At 69.5% G+C, this 19742-nt stretch carries 20 protein-coding genes; 11 read left to right on the top strand and 9 right to left on the bottom strand.

Going from position 1 to position 19742, the window contains the following annotated elements:
* The first annotated feature begins 18 nt into the window (after positions 1 to 18).
* Both miv_RS00385 and miv_RS00390 read left to right on the top strand, forming a co-directional pair.
* The gene (locus miv_RS00385) at positions 19 to 894 is read left to right on the top strand and encodes an SGNH/GDSL hydrolase family protein (RefSeq protein WP_203155341.1); all 876 of its coding nucleotides are present in this window, start codon (positions 19 to 21) and stop codon (positions 892 to 894) included.
* A complete protein-coding gene (locus miv_RS00390; RefSeq protein WP_207180818.1) occupies positions 891 to 1793 on the top strand; it encodes a LysR substrate-binding domain-containing protein in 903 nt (300 codons plus the stop codon). The genes miv_RS00385 and miv_RS00390 overlap by 4 nt, the downstream gene beginning before the upstream one ends.
* A gap of 15 nt (positions 1794 to 1808) precedes the next feature.
* Here the strand turns inward: miv_RS00390 and miv_RS00395 are convergent, their stop codons facing one another.
* The 4 genes from miv_RS00395 to miv_RS00410 form a co-directional block, all read right to left on the bottom strand.
* On the bottom strand, positions 1809 to 2888 hold the full coding sequence (locus tag miv_RS00395) for a molybdopterin-dependent oxidoreductase (RefSeq protein ID WP_203155343.1): 1080 nt from the start codon (positions 2886 to 2888) through the stop codon (positions 1809 to 1811).
* Positions 2889 to 2994: 106 nt separating this feature from the next.
* Positions 2995 to 3333, bottom strand: coding sequence for a c-type cytochrome (locus miv_RS00400; RefSeq protein WP_207180819.1), 339 nt, complete (start codon positions 3331 to 3333; stop codon positions 2995 to 2997).
* An 11-nt stretch (positions 3334 to 3344) separates the two neighbouring features.
* Positions 3345 to 4547: a molybdopterin-dependent oxidoreductase gene (locus miv_RS00405; RefSeq protein ID WP_058617458.1), complete on the bottom strand. Its 1203-nt coding sequence runs from the start codon at positions 4545 to 4547 to the stop codon at positions 3345 to 3347.
* A 195-nt stretch (positions 4548 to 4742) separates the two neighbouring features.
* The gene (locus miv_RS00410; protein WP_207180820.1) at positions 4743 to 5825 is read right to left on the bottom strand and encodes a YeiH family protein; all 1083 of its coding nucleotides are present in this window, start codon (positions 5823 to 5825) and stop codon (positions 4743 to 4745) included.
* A gap of 931 nt (positions 5826 to 6756) precedes the next feature.
* Here miv_RS00410 and copM point away from each other — a divergent pair.
* Both copM and miv_RS00420 read left to right on the top strand, forming a co-directional pair.
* Complete coding sequence (gene copM, locus miv_RS00415) at positions 6757 to 7149, top strand: CopM family metallochaperone (RefSeq protein WP_203155345.1); 393 nt, start codon at positions 6757 to 6759, stop codon at positions 7147 to 7149.
* Positions 7150 to 7218: 69 nt separating this feature from the next.
* Positions 7219 to 7965, top strand: a complete 747-nt coding sequence (locus tag miv_RS00420; protein WP_207180821.1) for a MauE/DoxX family redox-associated membrane protein — start codon at positions 7219 to 7221, stop codon at positions 7963 to 7965.
* Between the two features lie 266 nt (positions 7966 to 8231).
* On the opposite strand, the gene miv_RS00425 is transcribed toward miv_RS00420, so the two are convergent.
* The 5 genes from miv_RS00425 to miv_RS00445 all read right to left on the bottom strand — a co-directional run bounded on the left by miv_RS00425 (position 8232) and on the right by miv_RS00445 (position 13406).
* Positions 8232 to 8423, bottom strand: coding sequence for a hypothetical protein (locus miv_RS00425; RefSeq protein ID WP_048427058.1), 192 nt, complete (start codon positions 8421 to 8423; stop codon positions 8232 to 8234).
* Between the two features lie 33 nt (positions 8424 to 8456).
* Positions 8457 to 10631, bottom strand: coding sequence for a TonB-dependent receptor (locus miv_RS00430; RefSeq protein ID WP_420865484.1), 2175 nt, complete (start codon positions 10629 to 10631; stop codon positions 8457 to 8459).
* Between the two features lie 90 nt (positions 10632 to 10721).
* A complete protein-coding gene (gene nikR / locus miv_RS00435) occupies positions 10722 to 11171 on the bottom strand; it encodes a nickel-responsive transcriptional regulator NikR (protein ID WP_058617462.1) in 450 nt (149 codons plus the stop codon).
* Between the two features lie 944 nt (positions 11172 to 12115).
* Positions 12116 to 12715, bottom strand: a complete 600-nt coding sequence (locus tag miv_RS00440; protein ID WP_048427404.1) for a glutathione S-transferase — start codon at positions 12713 to 12715, stop codon at positions 12116 to 12118.
* 25 nt (positions 12716 to 12740) lie between these two features.
* Complete coding sequence (locus miv_RS00445) at positions 12741 to 13406, bottom strand: GntR family transcriptional regulator (protein WP_202972667.1); 666 nt, start codon at positions 13404 to 13406, stop codon at positions 12741 to 12743.
* Positions 13407 to 13535: 129 nt separating this feature from the next.
* Here miv_RS00445 and miv_RS00450 point away from each other — a divergent pair, with 129 nt between their 5' ends.
* The 7 genes from miv_RS00450 to miv_RS00480 all read left to right on the top strand — a co-directional run bounded on the left by miv_RS00450 (position 13536) and on the right by miv_RS00480 (position 19736).
* Complete coding sequence (locus miv_RS00450) at positions 13536 to 14294, top strand: SDR family NAD(P)-dependent oxidoreductase (protein ID WP_053220862.1); 759 nt, start codon at positions 13536 to 13538, stop codon at positions 14292 to 14294.
* A gap of 61 nt (positions 14295 to 14355) precedes the next feature.
* On the top strand, positions 14356 to 15570 hold the full coding sequence (locus miv_RS00455) for an ABC transporter substrate-binding protein (protein ID WP_202972668.1): 1215 nt from the start codon (positions 14356 to 14358) through the stop codon (positions 15568 to 15570).
* Positions 15571 to 15636: 66 nt separating this feature from the next.
* The gene (locus tag miv_RS00460; protein ID WP_207180822.1) at positions 15637 to 16539 is read left to right on the top strand and encodes a branched-chain amino acid ABC transporter permease; all 903 of its coding nucleotides are present in this window, start codon (positions 15637 to 15639) and stop codon (positions 16537 to 16539) included.
* A complete protein-coding gene (locus miv_RS00465; protein WP_048427401.1) occupies positions 16536 to 17453 on the top strand; it encodes a branched-chain amino acid ABC transporter permease in 918 nt (305 codons plus the stop codon). The genes miv_RS00460 and miv_RS00465 overlap by 4 nt, the downstream gene beginning before the upstream one ends.
* A gap of 8 nt (positions 17454 to 17461) precedes the next feature.
* Complete coding sequence (locus miv_RS00470) at positions 17462 to 18262, top strand: ABC transporter ATP-binding protein (RefSeq protein ID WP_082171553.1); 801 nt, start codon at positions 17462 to 17464, stop codon at positions 18260 to 18262.
* Complete coding sequence (locus miv_RS00475) at positions 18255 to 18971, top strand: ABC transporter ATP-binding protein (RefSeq protein WP_048427399.1); 717 nt, start codon at positions 18255 to 18257, stop codon at positions 18969 to 18971. The genes miv_RS00470 and miv_RS00475 overlap by 8 nt, the downstream gene beginning before the upstream one ends.
* 33 nt (positions 18972 to 19004) lie before the next feature.
* Positions 19005 to 19736: an SDR family NAD(P)-dependent oxidoreductase gene (locus tag miv_RS00480; protein WP_048427398.1), complete on the top strand. Its 732-nt coding sequence runs from the start codon at positions 19005 to 19007 to the stop codon at positions 19734 to 19736.
* The last annotated feature ends 6 nt before the right edge of the window (positions 19737 to 19742 follow it).

Consider the following 19742-nt stretch of genomic DNA (forward strand, 5'->3'; position numbering starts at 1 on the left):
CGGACACAGAGCGGGCTGGTGCAGAACGGGCTCTTGCGGATTCTGGGAGCCGCCGCCTGCGCGCTGTTCCTCGGCTCTGCGGCGCGGGCGGAGCCGACCGGCAAAACCTACCTAGCGTTGGGCGACTCCCTCGCCTACGGCCTGCAGGTCGGCAAGCTCAAGGAGCAGATCGCGGCAGGCACCGTCCGGCCTGGGAGCTTCGACACCGGCTACGCCATGGTGCTGGCCTCGTATCTGCGCGAGCGGGCCCATGACCTGACGCTGGTCGACCTCGGATGCCCCGGCGAATCTACGACCTCGTTCGTCGACGGGCCGTGCGGTTTCGCGACGACCGGCAAGCCGTTCGGCACCACGCCGCTGCCGCTGCACGTGCCCTATGCCGGCGCGCAGCTCTCGGCGGCGACGGCCTACCTCGCCGCCCATCCGGGCGCGGTCGGTCTGATCACCCTCGATATCGGCATCAACGACCTTAGGGCCGTGCAGGTCGGCTGCCCGGAGGGGCACGGGTTCAAGGACTGCGTCGCAGCTGGCTTACCGCCCGCCCTGGAGCGCACAGCGACCAACCTGCGGCGCATCCTGTCCGCCCTGCGCGCGGCGGCGCCCAAGGCGCGTATTCTGGTCGGCACCTACTACAACTGGCTCGCCGTCACCGATCCCGACACCGACCGCTTCGTCGAGGCCCTGAACCGCACGATCGCTGCAGCGGTCACGGAGGCGGGCGCCGGTCTCGTGGACGTCTTCCCAGCCTTCAACCGCACCGGCGAGGCTCGCGCACGGCTCTGTGACCTGACGCTGTACTGCACGCCGGCCCGCGACCTCCACCCGTCGGATGCGGGCTACCGGGTGATCGGCGACCTGTTCGCCAAGGCTCTCGGCGAGCCCGGCAAGCCGTGACCCTCGACCAGCTGCGCATCTTCGTGGCGGTGGCCGAGCGCCAGCACGTCACCCGGGCCGCCGAGGCGCTCAACCTCGTCCAGTCGGCGGTCAGCGCGGCCATCGCCGCCCTGGAGGGCCGGCACGCCGTCAAGCTGTTCCACCGGGTCGGGCGGGGCATCGAACTGACCGAGGCCGGCCGCCTGTTCCTCGTAGAGGCGCGCGCGGTGCTCGCCCGCGCCGAGGCGGCCGAGCAGGTGCTCGCCGACCTGAGCGGCCTGCGCCGCGGCACCCTCGCCATCCGCGCGAGCCAGACCATCGCCGGTCATTGGCTGCCCCGCCACCTCGTCGCGTTCCGGGCAGCCTATCCGGACATCGTCCTGCGGCTCGGCATCGGCAATACCGCGCAGGCCGCCGAAGCGGTTCGCTCGGGAGTGGCGGAGCTCGGCTTCGTGGAGGGCGCCGTCGAGGATGACGGCCTCGCGAGCCTTCCGGTCGCGGAGGATCGGCTCGTCCTCGTGGTCCGGCCCGGGCACGAACTGGCCGGCTGCTCCCAACCGGCTCCGTCGGATCTCGCCGCGGCGTCCTGGGTGCTGCGCGAGCCCGGATCCGGGACGCGCTCGGCCCTCGAATCTGCCGTCGCGGCCGCCGGCCTCGCGCCCGATGCGCTCACCGTGGCGCTGGAACTGCCCTCGAACGAGGCGGTGCTCGCCGCCGTCGCGGCGGGGGCCGGCGCGAGCGTCCTGTCGGAGGCGGTGGTCGCCCCCTCCCTGCGGACCGGGACGCTCGTCGCCGTGCCTCTCGGTCTGCCGGCGCGCATCTTCCGGGTCCTGCGCCACAAGGAGCGATACCGCAGCCGGGCGGCGGACGCCCTGCTCGACCTGATCCGAGCCGCCTCGACGGAGGACGGCGCGCCCTGATCCGGTCTTCGGGTCTCAAGCCACCGTGACCCGCACGCGGTGCCACGCGGCGCTGAGGTAGCCCTTGTAGTTCCAGGTGTCGTCCGGCAGCGCAGGCTGGGTCTGCCCGGCCTCGTCCCAGGCGCGCACCGCCAGTTCATGCTCGCCCGGGGGGAGATCGAGGTCGATCGTCCAGAACGTCCAGGCGAAGCGGGCCCGCGCATCATGCTCGAGCGCCGCCTGCGCCCAGGTCCGCCCGCCATTGCCGGAGACGTCGACGCGGACGACGGTGCGGTCGCCCGACACCGCGTAGCCGCGGATTGTGTTCGCCCCGGCCGCTAGCCGTGCCCCGCGTGCCGGCTCGCAGATCGCCGCGTTCAGCGGCATCGTGTTGATGGTGTGACCCCGGGCGGGGTCGGCCGTCTCCGCCGTCACGTCGGGCGGGAACAGCTTGTAGTCCTCGGCCTGGATCGGGTTGTCCGACGGGTGGTCCTGCACCGTGATGCGCTTCAGCCATTTCGGGCTGCGCACCCCGGCGAAGCCCGGCACGACGACGCGCAGCGGGAAGCCGTGCTCCGGCAGCAGCGGCGCGCCGTTCACCGCGAAGGCCAGCAGGGTCTCGGGCGCGAGCGCCTTGGCCAGCGGAATCGAGGCTCCGTAGGGCCGGCCCTCGACGAGGTCGTGGCTCTCGAAGGCGACGTGCAGGTCCGCACCCTCGGCGATCCCGGCCTCGCGCAGCACGTCGCCCAAGTGGATTCCGGTCCAGTCGGCCGTGCCGATCGCGCCGCCGTCCCACGGGTCGCCGGAGACCGGCGCCACCGCCCGCATGTCCGCGCGGCGGTTGCCCGCGCACTGCATCGTCGCCGTCACGGTGGCCTCGGCATAGCGCGAGCGCATGTCGTCCAGCGACAGTTCTAGCGCCGTCGGGATCGCGCCGTCGAGGCGGAGGCGGTAGCCGTCCGCATCGATCTCCGGCAGGTCGCCGTGCGAGCGCACGTAGAAGTCGTCGGCTGCCGTGCGGTAGGACGCACGCAGCCGCGCGAGGGGCGGCTCGGCATTGTACGGCGCCTCCCCGTGGACGATCAGGCGCGCCTTGCGCTCGGCCAAGCTCGACATGCGGATCTCCGGGCTGACGGATCGCGGGACAACGTGCCGGGACCGGATCGGTCCCGGCGTGCTTCCCCGGCTTTGCCGTCGCGACGGCGGGCCGGGCACGGCACCGTCAGGGCTGCGGCTTCATCGCCGCGAGGTAGTCGACGATGGCCTTCACGTCGGCCTCGTCGATCGGGGCCTTGTAGACGTGGACCATCTTGTTGACGGTCTCGGTCCACTGCGCCTTCGACAGCTTCGGCTGGGTCAGCACCATCCCGGCCGAATGGCAGGCAAGGCAGTTGTTGTTGGCGGCCTCCGCCCCGGGGCCCTCCGGGAAGAAGCGGTCGGAGGTGGGCAGCTCGACCTGCTGCGAGGTGAAGCGCATCGTCTCGGCCGCCTCGGCGGCGAATGTCGGGGCGGAGGCCAGCGCGAGCGCGGCGAGCAAGAACGCGGTGCGGGATGTGACCATGGCTCTCTCCCTCAGGCGACGTGAAGCGACACGGTCTCGACGCCGTTCTGCATGAACCCGGCCCCGTTCCAGACCCGCTCCATTGGCTGGGCCAGCCCGTTCGTGTTGGTGCAGCGGACCTTGATCGCGTGGGTGCCGGCCGCGAGAGCCGGCAGGTCGCCCTCGAACCGCCGGAAGCTGTAGGGGCCCTCGTCGGCTCCGAGCTTGCCCAAGGACCACGTCGCGCCACCGTCGGCGGAGATCTCCACCGTCCTGACCCCGCAATCGCCCCCGAAGGCGATGCCGCGGACCGCCACCGGCGAACCGGCCGTCGCCTGTGCGCCGTCGCGCAGGTTGGTGACGAAGGAGCGTGGGACCATGCGGTTGATCGGCACCGTCTTGAACCCGGTCTGACCGGGCTTGATGTTTGCCCCCGGCACGTCCGGGATGCGGTAGGCGGTCTTCATCCAGTACTGGTCGTCGGGCTTGTCCAGCACCTCGATGTCGGACAGCATCTTGACCCAGTAGGTCGAGTACCAGCCCGGCACCACCAGGCGCAGCGGGAAGCCGTTGAGCAGCGGCAGCTGCTCGCCGTTCATCGCGTAAGCCAGCATGACCTCGCCGTCGCGGGCATGGTCGAGGTCGAGCGACTTCTTGAAGTCGGGCGCTTCGTCCACGACCGGTTCGTCGAGGCCGCTGAAGCGGACCTGCACGGCCCCGGCCTTCACCCCGGCGCGGTCGAGCACGTCCTTCAGGCGCACACCCGTCCAGCGCGCGTTGCCCATCGAGCCGTTGGCCCACTGCGCGCCCGGCACCCGCGGCTCGAACAGACCGCGGGAATTGCCCGAGCATTGGTTGACGGCGGCGATCTCGAAGCGCGGCAGCCGGGCGAGCTCGTCGAGCGACAGCGATAGCTCCCGGTCGACATGGCCACGCACCGTCAGCCGGTAGGCGTTCGCGTCGACCTCGGTAGGGATCGAGGCCCAGTGCCAGCGCACGTAGAAGCGGTCGTTGGGGGTGAACACGCCCTGGTCGAACACCTCGAACGGCGTCTCCAGGAGCGGCGGGCGCGTCCGCTGCAGGATCATCGGCCCCTTGCCGGGGAAGGCTGTCGTCAGGTCGCGCAGGTCGGGGCCGCCGGGCAGCGGGAGCTTGACCGTACCCGCAGCCCAGGCCGGCACCGCGGCCGCGAGGCCGCCGAGGCCAAGACCACTGAGGCCAAGACCGGCAAGCATCGCGCGGCGGTGAATGGCAGGATGGCTCAAGGGTGTTCCTCCGGGTCCGGGCCGAGCGTCTCGCGCTCTCCCTTGGGTGATGGAAAGTATCTTCCATGAGACAGGGCTTCCAACGGAAAGTCCTGCTCGTTCCGATCGATTGGAGAGATCGTTTCCCTCCGGCGCGCCGGGAAACGGTCGTCCGAGGACGCTCGGTCAGGCGATGCCGAGGAGTTGGATCAGGCAGAGGCTGACCGCGGTGAGGGCGAGCAGGGAGGCGACCACCGCCAGCGTGACCCGCAGCCCCGCGCCGGCGACGCTGCGCACGTCGACCCCGAGCCCGAGCGCGGCCATCGACACGATGGTGAGCACGTTGGCGGTCGCGGCGATCGGCGGCAGGGCGGCTTGCGGGATCAGACCGCCCGAGCGCAGGCCGGCCATCGCCAGGAACGCCAGGATGAACCACGGCACGAGGCGGTGGATCGCGACGCGGCCGGGCTTCGGACGCTCCCCCGCGGTGACGTGCGGGGCCGGCTCGTCCGTCTCCTCGCGCAGCCGGCTCGCGCCGAGGGAGAGCGCCAGCACCACCGGGCCGAGCATCAGCACGCGGACCAGCTTGACCACGGTGCCGACCTGCACGCTCAGCGCCGCCACCGGCGCCGTCGCGGCGAGCACCTGCGGCACGGCGTAGACGGTGAGGCCGGCGAGCACGCCGTACTGCATCGGCGACAGGCCGAGGAGCGGCACGAGCAAGGGCAGGCCGAGCACGACCAGCACCCCGAGCACCGCTGTGAAGGTGATGGAGGAGGCGACGTCCTCGCCGTCCGCACCGATCACCGGGGCGGTCGCGGCGATCGCCGAGTTGCCGCAGATCGAGTTGCCGCAGGCGACGAGGATCGCGAGCCGGGGGTGCAGACCTAGGGCGCGGCCGATGCCGTAACTCGCCGCGATCGCCGCCATCACCACCACGGCGATGCCGACGAGAAGGCCGGGTCCGGCCGCCAGCAGGGTTGCGAGGCTGAGCGAGGCACCGAGCAGGACGACGGCGACTTCGAGGACCGTCTTGGCCCCGAAGGCGATGCCGGGAAAGAAGCGCGCGCCCGGGTTCCACGCGGTGCGCAGGGCCGTGCCGAGCACGATGGCGAGCACCAGGGCCTCGAGCCAGGCGCGGCCGAACAGGTGCTCCTCGGCCGATTCGAGCGCGACGGCGGCGCCGGTCACTGCGAGGCACAGGAGGAGGCCGGGTAGGAGGCGGCGCAGGGGGGCAAGGGGGGATGCGATGAGGGTCGCGGCGGTCATGACGGTCTCGCGGGGTCGCTTGGGTCTGTCCCCAACGTGCCGATGCGCAACCATTCGATCCAACAGAACGTTGCGATGATTTTGTTCGCAAATCTCGATGATTACCGCCGTGCCGACGACGATGCCGGTCGTCGGGTGGACAGGTTCGCCGGCCCTTGAAACTCCGAGCCCACGACCAAAAATCACAAGTGGATGGCGACGCCCCGCGAACGGGCATGATCCGGCTACAGGAGCAGGTGCGAGCCAGCCTCATGATCCCCGATCGGCCGATCGTGCGCCTGATGGCGGCGGTGATCCTCGTGATCCTCGCCTCCTTCGTGCCGCCGGCAGTCCAGGCCCATGAGGGACACGCCCATCACGCTGGCCACGGTTCCGCGACGCACACGCGGACCGCCTCGGTGGCAGCGGTTCCGGCTGCGAATCTTGCCGGGCATGTCGCCCGGGCCGAGCCTCTGGCCTGCGCGGAGACCGCGATCCGGATCACCGCTGTCGCGCCCATCCGGGACGCTGGTTGCTGCCCCGGCCCCTGCCGGGTCCGCTGCTGCGGAACGATGACTTGCTGTGCCGCTGGCATTCTGCCCGGCCCGCCCGCCTTGGCGTCGATCCCGTTCCGGGCCGTCAGGCTGGTCCCGCGCGACGCCCCCGTTCGCACCGGCGCCGGACCCGAAGCCCTGCCGAGGCCTCCCCGAACCCTCGCGTGAGATGAGGCGCGCCTGAAGGCGCGCGACGCCCGAGTTGTGCCCGCGTCGACGGTGCACCTCCGGCCCTCCCGGCACGGGGAGATCCCGTAGCTGCCGATCCCGCCTCTCGCCGCCCCGGGTGCGGCCGACCCGCCTCCCAGGCGAAGTCCGCGCATGCCCCCCCACCCCCCCCCCGGGCCGTCCCGGGTGGCCCGTTCGATCCAATTCCCATTCGAAGCAGAGACCGATCCATGACCGCCCCTCGCACCTTCGCCGCCATCGTCCTCCTCTCGTCCGGCCTCGCCGGTCCCGCCTTCGCGCAGGCGTCGCACGACCATCGCTTCATGCCCAGGCACGGGATGGGCAAGACGAAGCCGGACCCGAAGGACACCGCCTCGACCGTTGAGTTCAAGGCCGCCGACGCGGCGATGATGAAGGAGATGCATGTCGCCTACACGGGCGACCCGGACGTCGACTTCCGCACGCACATGATCCCGCACCACAAGGGCGCGGTCGCCATGGCGAAGGTCGCGCTGACGCACGCCAAGGACCCCGAGACGCGAGCGATGGCGCAGAAGATCATCGACGATCAGGAAAAGGAGATCGCCGACATGGAGGCGTGGCTGAAGCGGCACGGCCGGTAGGCACCGCGCGGGCCGGGTTCATCCCGGTCCGCTTCCCCCGATATCGACCGACTGCTTGAGGAAATTCGCATGCCAGCCACCGCAAAGAAGGCCGTCCTCTACCGCATGGTGATGGAGAAGCACCTCTGCCCGTACGGGCTGAAGGCCAAGGACCTGCTCGAACGCCAGGGTTTCGCGGTCGAGGATCACTGGCTCACCACGCGCGAGGAGACCGATCGCTTCAAGGCCGAGCACGACGTCAAGTCGACGCCCCAGACCTTCATCGACGGCGCGCGCGTCGGGGGCTACGACGACCTGCACCGCCGCTTCGGCACAACGGCGAACGACCCGAACGCGACGACCTACACGCCGGTCGTTGCGGTGTTCTCCATGACGGCGCTGATGGCGCTTGCGGCCAGCTATGCCGTCACCGGCACGCCGTTCACGATGCGCGCGGCCGAGTGGTTCATCGCCTTCAGCATGTGTGTGCTCGCCCTCCTCAAGCTGCAGGACGTCGAGAGCTTCTCGTCGATGTTCCTGGGCTACGACCTGCTCGGCCAACGCTGGGTCCGCTACGCCTACGCCTATCCGTTCCTGGAAGGCCTCGCCGGCATCCTCATGGTCGCGGGAGCCCCGAACTGGCTGTCGATCCCGGTGGCCCTGTTCATCGGGACGATCGGGGCCGTCTCGGTGTTCAAGGCGGTCTACGTCGACAAGCGCGAGATCAAGTGCGCCTGCGTCGGCGGGTCGAGCAAGGTGCCGCTCGGCTTCGTCTCGCTGACCGAGAACCTGATGATGGTCGCCATGGCGGTTTGGATGCTGGCGATGCACGCATGAGCGCGGCGGCCGCGCCGCCATCGACCGAGGTCGCACGACCGGCGGAATCCCGTCTGCCCGGGTTCGACGGGGCAGAATTTGCTTCGAGTCCAAGGCCCAGGCGCCCCCCGGGAACATGCCGGTCCGGGCCCGTCGCACTCGGACGTTGCACTGGTTGCTCGATGCGTCGAACGGCTTTCGAAGCGGCGAAGCTGCTCGGCACTAGATACGGCCGACGGGCATCGGAGAACCCGATGCCCGCACGGTCTCGTGTCTCGAATCTTGAGCTACGCGGCCCGGCGGGCGTGACCCTTGCCGCGGCGCGACACACCGAGGCCCTTGCGGGCATCGCACTTGAGGCCGTGGCTGTGCCAGCCCTCCGCGGGGGCCTGCTGCCAGCCGTGATGGCAGCCATGCGCTGCGGCAGGACCGATCCAAAGAGCCGTCAGCAATCCGATCGAGACAGCGAGGGTGCGCATGCGAAGATCCTTCTCAGGTGGGAAAATCAGGTCTCAGAACCGGCCGGCAAGCGTCAGCCGCACGGCTGTCGGCTCGACCGGGTGGAAGTGGCGGTCGGCGACGCCGCCCGCGTCCTCCCCCGGCAGGCGTGACACGTAGTAGTAGGTGATCTGATCCGCCTTGGCATTGGTCACGTTCAGCACGTCGAGGGAGAGGCTGACGCCGTTGTCGAAGTTGTACCCGACCCGGCCGTTGAGAAGCGCGGTCGGCTTCGAGCGCACCGAGTTGTCCTCGATCAGAGGGCGCGGCCCGAAATAGCGGAGTCGCAGTGAGCCGAACCAGCCCTGGCCTTCGCCGAACGTGATGCCCGCCGACGCGATCGTGGTCGGCGCCTCGGGCACCCGCCGGCCGACCGGGTCGCGGTCGGCGAAGCGGGCGTTGGTGAGCGTCAGGTCGCCCTCCAGGGCCAGCCAGGGCGTGACGGCGTAATGGTTGCTCCACTCGATACCGAACCGCCGTGTCGGCCGGCTCGGCTCGGTGGTGCCGGTGTCGCCCTGGAACAGGTTCTCGGACGCGAAATCGAGCCGGAACAGCGCCAGGGAGGTTTCCAGCCCTGTGATCGAGCGGTTGCGGATCCCGACTTCGTAGCCGGTCGAGGGGACCAGGAACGGCGAGCGGGACACGTTGAACAGCGGACTGACCGGATCGACGGTGGCCGTGACGCCGCGAGCATCGTTCGAATGGAAGCCGCCGCCGTAGTTCACGTACAGCTCGGTATCCAGCCACGGCCCGAGCACCGCCCCGAGCTTCGGATTGACGATGCCGTCGCGGGCGCGACCCGAGTTCGCCGGTGTGTCGGAGCGGACATCGGCATAGTAGCCGTCGGCCCGGAAGCCGACGCTGGTGCGCAGCCAGTCGGTCCAGCGCACCCGGTTCTCGTAGTAGAACGCCGCGCTGGCTTCCAGCACCCGGTCGTCCAGTACCGTCGAGCGGTATTGCCGGGCGGTGGTGTTGAACAGGCCGACCCGGATGTCGTCGGTGCGGGTCTGCACGCCGATCTCGTTCTCCATGGCGAGCCCGAACAGGTCACCCTGGAACACGCGCGAGATTTCGCCGCCGCCGAGCACGCGGCTGTCGCGCTGGCGGAACTGGTCACCGTTGACCGGATCGTTGAGGAAATACGTGAAGTTGTTCCAGAGGTTCATCTGGTAGCGGATCACGTAGGCCGACGCCCGGGTGACGCCACCGGCATCCGACTGGCTCCAGCGCCCCGACAGCGAGAAGCGGCCGGTATCGCCGCCATCGCTCGGGTCGAGGGTGCCGTAGCGGCCGATGATCTCCTCCGCCACCGCCCGCTCGGGAATCTGATTGGTGGCATTCCACTTGGCCCAGTAGGCCATGCCGGTGACCGCAAAGCCGTCCGTCGCCGTGCCCTGGCTGTAGCGGGCGACGCCGTTGAACTTGCGGAGAGTATCGGGCACCACCCACGGGCCGTCATAGGTCTGCGCCTCACCCGCCACGAGCAGGTTACCCACGCCGAGCGGTGCCGAGGCGGCCGAGAGGGCCCGCTTGAGACCGAAGCTGCCCAGCGTCGTCAGCGCGATGCTGCGGTTGAGCTTGTCGAGATAGTCGATCCGCACCGAGCCGGCCGACGCGAAGTCGCCGTCACGCACGAAGTACGGGCCCTTGTGGAACTCGACCGCGCCGACGAGCTCGGGGATCAGGAAGTTGAGATCGGCGTAGCCCTGGCCATGGGCATGGGTGCGCATGTTGACCGGCATGCCGTCGACGTTGATGGCGATGTCGGTGCCGTGGTCGAGGTTGAAGCCACGCAGGAAGTACTGGTTGGCTTTGCCCTCACCCGAGTGCTGCGTGATGATGAGGCCCGGCACTTCCTCCAGCACCTCGCCGGGTCGGGTCACCGGGCGGCTGTTGATCTGCGCCCCCGTGATGATGCCGGCACTTGCAGCATCAACCGGTCGAAGCGCACCGCCGATGCCGGTAACGCCGCCGACATAGCCGGCGCTGGCGTTAGGTGTGCCCGAAGTCGTGGCGGCCGGTGCTTCCGGTGCGACCGTGATCTCCGAGAGCGCGATGGTATCGGCGGTCTCGGTCACCGGCGGCGCGGCCCAGGCGTGGGAGGCGACCAGCAGGACGCTGGCGGAGCTGAGCAGGCTGTATCGACGCACCCGGAGGGCAGACGACAAGGTAGAGCGGGCCAACGGCATTCCAGAAGCGGCATCGAGGCGTGCCCCTCGCACGTCCCGCGTATGAGAAATCTACGCAAAGTTCACACCGCCGGCTGTGGCCGGCGGTCCTCAGTGGTCAGCGTTGTCATCGTGCGGGTGCGGGTGGTTGGCCGGCTCGGCGCTGTTCTCGGGAATGAGGTGCAGGTGGCCGTAGCGCACACCCCGCTGGGTGATGATGCGATCGGCGTAAGCCTGCATGGCCGGCACAGATCCATGCAGCACCGCAACTTCCAGGCAATCGTCTCTGGTCAGATGCACATGCATGCTGGCGATGGACACCCCGTGGTGGTGTCCTTCATCGGTGAGACGGCGCGCCAGGTCGCGGGTGCCATGATTGTAGACGTAGCTCAGCGTCCCGTAGTAGGGCGCAGCACCCGCCTGATCTCCTTGGGATGGGGCGACCGCATCGCGGACGAGGTCACGCACGGCCTCCGAGCGGCTACCATAGCCGCGTTCGGTGCAGAGACGATCCACCGCCGCCAGCAGCTCGTCGTCAATAGTGATCGTGATGCGCTGCATGCCCGCTCCGTCAACTGCTTGATGGCTTTGGTAGGAGCATGGCGAGCGCGTGAACAGCTAGGGGAATGGCGGGCCTTCGCACGGCTCATGCCTCCAGCGTCCATCCATCACATGAACTGGCATGTAAGAAAAACGACTCGTTCCTGACAGCGAGAAGATCCTTCGGCGGTGACGCACTTGACGCGAGAGCCCGGCGACGCAGTGAATGTCAGGAAGCCGTTTCATGAAATCAAATGTCTGGTAAATACTCGCGACCGGACATTCCCAACAGAATTTGCGAGGAGCCGCTTTGGGTCAGGACCGGCGGTTCGGGCCGGGGTGAGCGCCAACCTCGCCCTATCGAGCCCGACCCTCGGCTCGCACAGTCATCACCACAGTTGCGGAAGTGCGGGCTGGCGCCGACAACGCCGCTATATCATCAGCGATCATGCCGGTCGGTGCGACAGCGTCGAATTCAGCTGACAACCGCATCAGGCAGGACAGGTTGGTTGCGGTGTGCCAAACAGCCTCCACCAGGCGATGGATCACGTCACCACGGTCGCGGACTTCCCGTTTCCAACTCGCAAAGGCTTTGCGAGCGAAGCCCGCGTATATACCCCAGGGAGATTGAGGCGAAATTCGTCGCCCGACAGCAACAATCAAGCGTCCACGACAGCGTGCCGCGTCACGAGATCATGATACACCGTCGCCACAGAAGTGTGCTACATTGCTGGTACAGGCAACCATGAAAACGCTCAAAAAACAATGTTCTATGGTGACGTGCCTCAATCCCGTAGGGCGCGCCATGCGGTGTAATCATTGAGCTATTGGCTTTTTCGGACTTTCCCGGGAGGGGCGCTAGGACCGGTTGCGATCGTGCCTCCCCGCCATGGGCGATGCGGCGGCCGGAGCCCGGTCCGGCTGACCGCGCCGTCGAAGGGCGGCTGAGCGGCCGTGCCCTGTCTTCAGCCCGCGGGCGCGGTCGCCGTCATCGAGGGGCGCTGCGCAAAATCGGCATACCATGACGCCACGCGCGGACGACCGCTGCGCCAGTCCAGATCGGGGAAGCGAAAATCCAGGTAGCCGAGACCGCACCCAAAGGTGACCGTGCCGATGTCGAGGCGCGAGCCGAGGTCCATCCTCTCCATGCTGTCGATCGCGTCTGTCACCTTCTCGATCTGACCGCGGCTCCAGTCGGCCCAGCGCAGGCTCTCTGGCCGGAGCACCGCTTCGTAGCGTGCAAGCAGGGCGGCCCCGAGCAGGCCGTCTCCCAGGGCCGCGTCAGTCAGGTTGCGCCAGCGCTCCGTGCCCGTTCCGAAGAAGCGGCCGCCGCCGAGATCGTCGAGGTACTCGCAGATCACTCGGCTGTCGTACAGGACGGTGCCGTCATCTGTGAAGAAGGTCGGGACCTGACCGATCGGGTTGTGCTGCCGGATCGTCGCGTCGCGCTGGACCGGACCAGCGGCGCTCGGCAGGCGCTCGATCCGGTCGGCAAGGCCGAGCTCGTGGGCCACCACCATGACCTTCCGGACGTAGGGCGAGGCGGGGGAGTAGTAGATCTTCATCGGGGACTTTTCTCCGGTGATCGGATCAGGCCGGCTCATCGCCGGGCTTGGGTTGAACGCGATCGAAATTGTCGCGCAGGAACAGGCCGGCGAAGTACACGTGCTCGCGCATCAGGTCCTCGGCCCGGGCCGGGTCGCGGGCGAGGAGCGCCGCCAGGATCCGGTGGTGGTCGTCGTGCGAGCGCCGGATCACCCCGTAATCGTGCCAGAGAATCACCCGGCCGGACACGAACGGGATCGAATGGGTCTGACGCACGAAGCGCTCGACCCACGGATTGCGCGAGAGCGAGATAATCGCGTCGTGGAAGCGCTCGTTCATCGCCTGGTAGGGCTGCAGGTCGCCATCCGCCAGCGCGCCGCCCGCGAGGATGCGGTCGCCCTCCTCCAGGCAGGCGCGCAGGGCCGCGGCGACCGCGTCCGGAACGCCGTTCGCCGCGGCCAGCCGGCAGGCCAGCCCCTCGATCGAGGCGCGGACCTCATAGGCGGCGAACACGTCCTCGGCCCCGAACCGCCGCACGACGTAGCCGCGCTTGGGCTGGTAATCGAGCAGGCGCTCGGTCGCCAGCAGGGTCAGGGCCGCCCGCAGGGGCGTGCGCGAGACGCCCAGACGATCGGCCAGGGGCACCTCCTCCAGCCGCTCGCCCGCCGGCAGGGTCCCGTCGAGGATCCAGCCGCGCAGGATCTCCGTCACGTCCTGAGATCGCGTTCGCATCATGGATACATAGACCCGCTTTTGACGCTCTGAAAGAGTAATTTTTCCTTGACAACAGGGATTCATGTATCCAAGTTCGACCTAACAAGAACCGAGGAGGAAACGGCCGTGAACCGCATCGCGCTCGTGACGGGAGGGGGCCGCGGCATCGGGCAGGAAGTCTGCCGCGTCCTCGCGGAGGCCGGCCTGACCGTCGCCGCCGCGGATATCGACGCGGAGTCCGCCCGCCGCAGCGCCGCCGGCCTGCCCGGCCCGGGCCATGCCGGCTACACGGTGGACGTGGCCGACGAGGCCTCTGTCGAGGCGCTGTTCGCCGCGGTCGAGGACGATCTCGGGCCGGTCGCGGTCCTGGTCTGCAATGCCGGCAAGCTCCTCCTGCACGAGGGGCGCCGGCCGCTCATCGCCGAAACCTCGCTGGCCAACTGGCACGACATGCTGGGGGTGAACGCCACCGGGACCTTCCTGTGCGCCCGCGCCTTCCTGCGGCGGCGCCAGAAGCGGCCGGTCCCGCACGGGCGGGTCGTGACCTTCTCGTCGGTGGCGGCCCAGCTCGGCGGCTACAACGCCAGCGCCGCCTACATCGCCGCCAAGGCCGCCATCCTGGGCCTCACCAAGGCGGTCGCCCGGGAGGGCGCGCCGCTCGGCATCACCGCGAACGCGGTCGCCCCGGGGCTGATCGACACCGACATGATGCGGCTCGCCGCCGGCGGAGCCGGCACGACGCCGGCCTCCACAGCCAACGTGCCGCTCGGCCGCCTCGGCCAGCCCCGCGACGTCGCCGAGGCCGTGGCGTTCCTGGCCTCGCCGGCCTCCGCCTACCTGACCGGGACCACGCTCGACGTGAACGGCGGCTACCGGATGCAGTAGATCGGGTCACGCCGACACCAAATCACGAAAAAACAAAGACGACATGAGACGGGAGGAAGCGGTGACGAAGCACAGTCTGAGCCGGATCGCGCTCGCCGTGGCGGCGCTCGCAGGCCTGGCCGCCCCGGCCCGGGCGGACGAGCCCGGGCTGACGCCGACGAGCATCAAGATCGGGATGTTCGGCCCGCTCTCGGGCGCCTCGATGGCCTACGGCTTCGACGTCATGAACGCCGCCCGGATGTACTACGACAAGATCAACAAGGAAGGCGGCATCCACGGACGCAAGATCGTGATCGTCCAGGAGGACGACCGCTGCAACGCCAACGACGTCGTCGCGGCGGTCAAGAAGCTCGTCGAGCAGGACGGCGTGTTCCTGCTCAACGGCGGATCGTGCTCCGCGCCGGTCGTCGCCGCCAAGGACTACGTCGTGCGCGCGGGCGTGCCGTGGGTGATGCTCAACGCCTCGGGCGACGGCGCGCTCTACCCGCCGCAGCCCAACATCTACGGCGCCTTCTCGATCTCGCAGCGCGCGATGGGCGGCTCGGTCGTCGAGTTCGCCAGCAAGGAGCTGAAGGCGAAGAAGATCGCCTACATCAACCACGACGACGCCTACGGCGCCTGGAACCTGGAGGGCGCCCGCTTCCAGGCCAAGGACAACGGCGTCACCTTGGTGCCCGAGTCGGTGAGCCCGTCGATCACCGACGTCACCGCCCCGGTCCTGAAGATGCGTGCCTCGGGCGCCGACGCCCTGGTAATTGCCACCTACGCCCGGCCGGCCCAACTGATCCTCAAGAAGGCGCAGGAGCTCGGCTTCAACAAGCCGATCGTCATCGCGGTGAACGCTATCGCCAACCTGAAGCAGCTCGCCGACAACGTCGGCTCGAAGGACGCCTTCCGCAACGTCTATATCGAGGAGGTGCTATCGGCCAAGCCCGGCTCGGAGAAGCTGTCCTGGATCTACGACCTCTACAAGGCGAACTATCCCGACCTCGCCGGCAAGCCCGACCACCCGCAGGTCTACATGCCCTACGGCATCCCCTCGGCGATGACCGTGGTGAAGGCGCTCCAGGCCGCCGGACCGAACCCGACCCGCGCCAAGGTGATCGAGGCCCTTGACCGCACCGATTTCGACAGCGGCGTCATGGCCGGGCCGATCGTACTGACGAAGACCGAGCACGCCGCCCAGAAGGCGTCGACCTACTTCAAGTTCGACGGAGAGGGGCTGACGGCGGTGCCTGGTAGCTTCGCCAGCCGCTGGACCTATCAGAGCCAGTAATCTCGGGCCGCTATTCTTGGCCTAATAACCTTCGACCCTTCATCTCGGGCCAGTGATCGCCAGACCATGGATTCCGACATCGTCTTCCTGTTCCTCCAGCAGGGCATCGCCTCCGGTCTGGTGACCGGCTCGGTCTACGCCCTGCTGGCGCTCGCCCTGGTGATCGTGTTCCGCACGACCGACGTGGCGAACTTCGCCGAGGGCGAGTTCTACATGGCGGCGGCCTACCTGGCGTTCTTCCTGATCGCGATCGTCGGGCTGCCGCTCTGGGCGGCGGCACCCGCGATGGTGGCCCTGATCGCCGCCGCCTCCGGCCTGTTCCAGCGGGTGGTGCTGCGGCGGGTCGCGGCGGCGCGCGGGGTCTCGGTCAACCTCGTCATCGCGACGCTGGGCCTGTCCTACGTGCTCAAGGGCGCGGTGCGCGCCACGGGCTTCGGCGACACGCCGCGCTCCTTCCCCTCGGTCGTGTCCGATGGGTCGGTCACCCTCGGCCAGGCATCCCTGAGCTACCTCGACCTCGCGATCCTCGTCACTGCGCTGGCGGTGATGGCGGCGTTCTTCGCGGTGTTCAACCTGACCCGCACCGGGCGGGCGATGCGGGCGGTCGGCATGAACCGGCGCGCCGCCCAGCTCGTCGGCATCAATCTCGGCCGCACCGAGCGGCTGGTCTGGATCTTCTCCGGCGGCATCTCGGCGATCGCCGCGATCCTGATCGCCCCGAAGCTCCTGATGACCGCCGAGATGGGGGGCGTCGTCACCCTCGCCTTCGCGGCGGCGATCGTCGGCGGGTTCACGAGCCTGCCGGGGGCGGTGGTCGGCGGCTTCATCATCGGCATCGCCGAGAACCTCGTCGGCCTCTTCGTCTCGACCCGGGCGATCACCGTCGCCCCGTTCGTGATCATCATGCTGGTCCTGATCTTCAAGCCGCGAGGTCTGTTCGGCGGCCGTCTCCGGGTGAGGAAGGTATGAGCGCGCGCACCCTCGCCGCCGTCGCGGTCCTCCTCGTCGGGCTCGGCGTCGCGCTGCCGGCGCTCGCCACCGGCTACGTCGTCTATATCGGCAACCTGCTCCTCGTCTTCGTGGTGCTGTCGCTCGGGCTCCACGTCGTCATCGGCGAGGCCGGCCAGTTCTCCCTAGCGCATGCGGCCTTCTACGGCATCGGCATCTACACGGCGGCGCTCGGCGCGGGTGTGCTGGGACTGCCGTTCTGGGCCGCCCTCCTGGCCGGCGGCCTGCTCGCGGCCCTGTGCGGGCTTGCCATCGGGGTCCTGTCCCTGCGCATGCGCGACATCTACCTGGCCCTGTCGACCTTCGCCTTCGGCGAGGCGATGCAGTGGGTCTTCCTCAACTGGACCTCGGTGACGGGCGGGCCGAACGGGCTCGCGATCCCGCCGACCTCGGTGTTCGGCCACCCGATCCTCTCCGACAAGGCCGCCTTCCCGCTCGTCGCCGGGGTGACGCTGGTCTTCGTCGCCCTGGTGGCGGGCCTGCACGCCTCGGGCCTCGGCCGCGCCTTCCGGGCGGTGCGGGAATCCGAGGTCGCGGCGGCGGCCGTCGGCATCGACGTGCGGCGCACCAAGCTCCTGGCCTTCACCCTCTCGGCCTTCCTCGCCGGGGCGGCGGGCGGCCTGTTCACCACCTTCTCGACCTTCATCCACCCCGACAGCCTCGGCTTCCAGACCACGATCCTGGTCCTGACGATGATCGTGGTCGGGGGCGTCGGCTCGGTGACGGGGGCGCTCGGCGGCGCGGTCGTGTTCGGGCTGGTCTCGGAGCTGCTGCGCCAGGTGCCGTCCTACCAGGAGATGATCTACGGCGGCATCCTGATCCTCGTGATGATGTACGCGCCGCGCGGCGTCTTCGCGCGCCTCGGCCGGCGGTGAGCACCCCGATGGACGATCTCCTCAGCCTCGACGCCCTCACGATGCGCTTCGGCGGCCTCACGGCGGTGAACGGCCTGTCGATGGCCGTGAAGCGCGGCACGATCCACGCCCTGATCGGCCCCAACGGCGCCGGCAAGTCGACCGTGTTCAACTGCGTGTCGCGGATCTACCGCCCGAGCGCCGGCCGCATCCGCTTCGACGGGCGCGACGTCACCGGGCTGCCCGCCCACGCCATGGCGGGGCTCGGCATCGCCCGCACGTTCCAGAACCTCGAGCTCTTCAACGAGCTCACCGTGCTCGAGAACGTGATGCTCGGGGCCTATTCCCGCCACGAGACCCGCCTGATCGATCGCCTGCGGCCGGGCTCGCCCAGGACCCGGGCCTGGGCGGAGGAGATCCTGGAGGGCACGGGCCTGAAGGATTGCCGCGAGACGAAGGCGAACGGCCTCGATTTCGGGCGCCAGAAGCTCCTCGAGGTCGCCCGCGCGCTCGCCCTGTCGCCGACGCTGCTGCTGCTCGACGAGCCGGCCGCCGGCCTGCGCTCGCGCGAGATCGAGCGCCTCGACGCGATCCTGACCGGGCTCAACCGGGAGCGCGGCATCACGGTGCTGCTGGTGGAGCACGTGATGCAGCTCGTCATGTCGATCTCCGACACGATCACCGTCCTGAGCTTCGGCGAGAAGATCGCCGAGGGCACGCCGGCCGGCGTGCGCGGCGATCCCCGGGTGATCGAGGCCTATCTCGGCACGACGCAGCCGGGCGAGGCGGCGCGCGAGGAGACGGCATCCGGGGAGGCGGCGCATGGCTGACCTCCTCGAGCTTGCCGACGTCTCGGCCGGCTACGGCCGCATCGAGGCCCTGTCGGGCGTGAGCCTGCGCGTGCCGGAGGGCGGGATCGTCGCGCTTCTCGGCGCGAACGGCGCGGGCAAGACCACGACGCTCAACGTCATCTCAGGCATCGTCGCGCCGACACGCGGCGAGGTCCGCTTCCGCGGCCGCTCCCTGCGCGGCCTCGGCTCGGACGCGATCGTCGCCGCCGGCATCTCGCAGGTGCCGGAGGGGCGCGAGATCTTCCGCGACATGAGCGTGCACGAGAACCTCGTCATCGGCGCGCACGGAAGGCGCGACAAGGCCGGCATCGCCCGCGACATCGAGGTGATGACCGGCTATTTCCCGATCCTCGCCAAGCGCTTCCGGCAGATGGCCGGCACCATGTCGGGCGGCGAGCAGCAGATGCTGCTGATCGCCCGCGCCCTGATGGCGCGCCCCCATCTCCTGCTGCTCGACGAGCCGTCGCTCGGCCTGTCGCCGCTCCTGGTGCAGCAGATCTTCGACATCATCGTGCGGCTGCACCGCGAGGAGAAGCTGACGCTCCTCATCGTCGAGCAGAACGCCGCCGTGGCGCTCGCCGTCTCGGACCACGCCACCATCCTCGAGAACGGCGAGGTGGTCGCGCAAGGCCCCTCCGCCGCGCTCGCCGCCGACGACAGCCTGCGCGCGGCCTATCTCGGCGCCTGATCGCCCGGGAGCGCATCCGCAAGGAGATCCACCATGAGCGACAGACCCACCGCCCTGGTCACGGGGGCCGGCAGCGGCATCGGGCGGGCGATCGCCGAGCGCCTGGCCGAGGACGGCTTCCACGTGGTCGTGGCCGATCTCGACGCCGCCCGCGCCGAGGCGGTGGCCGACGCGCTGCGCGCGCAGGACCGCTCGGCCGAGGCGCGCCAGGTCGACGTCACCGACGAGGCCGCGGTGACGGCGCTCGTCGCCGACCTCCCGCCGCTGCGGGCGCTCGTCAACAATGCGGGCTTCTTCCGCGACAAGCCGATCGCCACGACGACGCCCGAGGATTTCCGGCGCGCCTACGAGGTCAACGCCATCGCGCCGTTCCTCCTCGCGAAGGCGGCGCTCGCGCGGATGGAATCCGGCGCCCGGATCGTCAACATCGCCTCGCGGGCCTATCTCGGGGCGCTCAACCAGGTCGACTATGTCGCCTCGAAGGGGGCCGTCGTCAGCCTGACCCGGGCGCTCGCCATGGAGGTGATCCGGCGCGGCATCCTGGTCAACGCGGTGGCGCCGGGCCTCATCGACACGCCGCTCCTCCAGCAGATGACGCCGGAGCGGATCGCCGCCCAGCTCGCCCTCCAGCCGACCGGCCGGGCCGGCCGGCCCGAGGACGTGGCCAACGCCGTGTCCTTCCTGGTCTCGCCCCGCACCGACTTCATCACCGGCCAGGTTCTGTTCGTCGACGGCGGCAAGTCGCTCGGCGGCACCGCCGTCTGACCACCC

The sequence above is a fragment of the Methylobacterium indicum genome, assembly GCF_017347565.1.
GTDB lineage: Bacteria > Pseudomonadota > Alphaproteobacteria > Rhizobiales > Beijerinckiaceae > Methylobacterium > Methylobacterium indicum.